Annotated in this window: 1 protein-coding gene and 1 pseudogene; both read right to left on the bottom strand. The window is 65.3% G+C overall.

Going from position 1 to position 1,158, the window contains the following annotated elements; translation table 11 throughout:
- Window positions 1-108, bottom strand: a pseudogene (locus AC07OQ_RS24455) (electron transfer flavoprotein subunit beta/FixA family protein); the annotation flags it as partial.
- Between the two features lie 114 nt (window positions 109-222).
- Window positions 223-978, bottom strand: coding sequence for a glucose 1-dehydrogenase (locus AC07OQ_RS24450; protein ID WP_495055739.1), 756 nt, complete (start codon window positions 976-978; stop codon window positions 223-225).
- Window positions 979-1,158: the final 180 nt, after the last annotated feature.

The following is a 1,158-nucleotide window of genomic DNA, read 5'->3' as shown; positions in this document are numbered from 1 at the left end:
GTTCATCGACATCTTGACGTTCGCGATGTCCACACCGCTGCCGTCGGATTTCACGCGGACCTTGACGTTGTAGTCGATGACGCGCTTGACGGGGACGAGTATCTTCATGGAGGCGATCGCAGCAGAAAGAGGAAGAAGAAAGAAAAAGGAAAGGGCATGGCTGGCGCCGGGCCAGCTCGGCGCGAGGGCCCGGGCGCAGACTGCCGAAGACGGCCGGAGACTTCAGTCGCCCGACATCAGGTAGCCGTTGTCCACGCGGATCTCCGCGCCGTTGACGAAGCGCGCCTCCTCCGAGGCGAGGAAGAGCACGACATTGGCGACGTCGATCGGGTCGCACAGGCGGGCCATCGGGTCGGCCGTGACGTTCAGCGTCTTCGGATCGATCTGATCGGCGACGCTGGCGAACATCGGCGTCTTGATGCCGTCGGGATGGACCGAATTGCAGCGGATGTTGTAGCCGCGGGCCTTGCAATAGGCCGCGACGCTGCGCGTCAGCGCCGCGACCGATCCCTTGGAGGCGCTGTAGGCGCAGAAGCCCGACATGCCGGCGATGCCGGCCAGCGAAGACATGTTGACGATGGAGCCGCCGCCGTTGAGCTTCATCTGCAGCACGGCATGCCTGCAGCCGAGGAAGTAGCCGTCGGAGTTGATGCGCTGCACCTTCTGCCACATCTCCAGCGTCGTGTCCTCGATCGAGCCGACCTGCAGGATGGCGGCGTTGTTGACCAGGATGTCGAGCCGCCCGAAGCGCTGCACGGTCGCCTCGACGACCTGCTTCCAGTCGGCCTCCGACGCGATGTCGTGGTGCAGGAAGATCGCGTTGTCGCCGATCTCCGCCGCCACCGCCCGACCGGCGGCATCGTTGACGTCGGTGACGACCACCTTGGCACCCTCGCGGGCCAGCAGCAGCGCGTCCTCGCGCCCGACGCCGCTGGCGCCGCCGGTGACGATCGCCACCTTGTTTTGAACTCGATTCATGGGTTTTCTCCTGTCATGTCCGGGCCGTGGCCCGTGCTGGGTGTGGCGCCTGACTCGTCAGACGAAGGGATCTGCATTGGGCAGGCCGAGCATCACGGCGCCATGAGCGCGCGCATAGGCATCGGTGTTGTTCGCGTAATGCCCGCGCGCCTGGTGCACGTCGCGGAAGATCCGCTCGAT

The sequence above is a fragment of the Roseateles sp. GW821-FHT09B06 genome, from assembly GCF_059418245.1.
The sequence above is the reverse complement of the archived record's forward strand: the minus strand, read 5'-3'. Positions and strand labels throughout refer to the sequence as shown.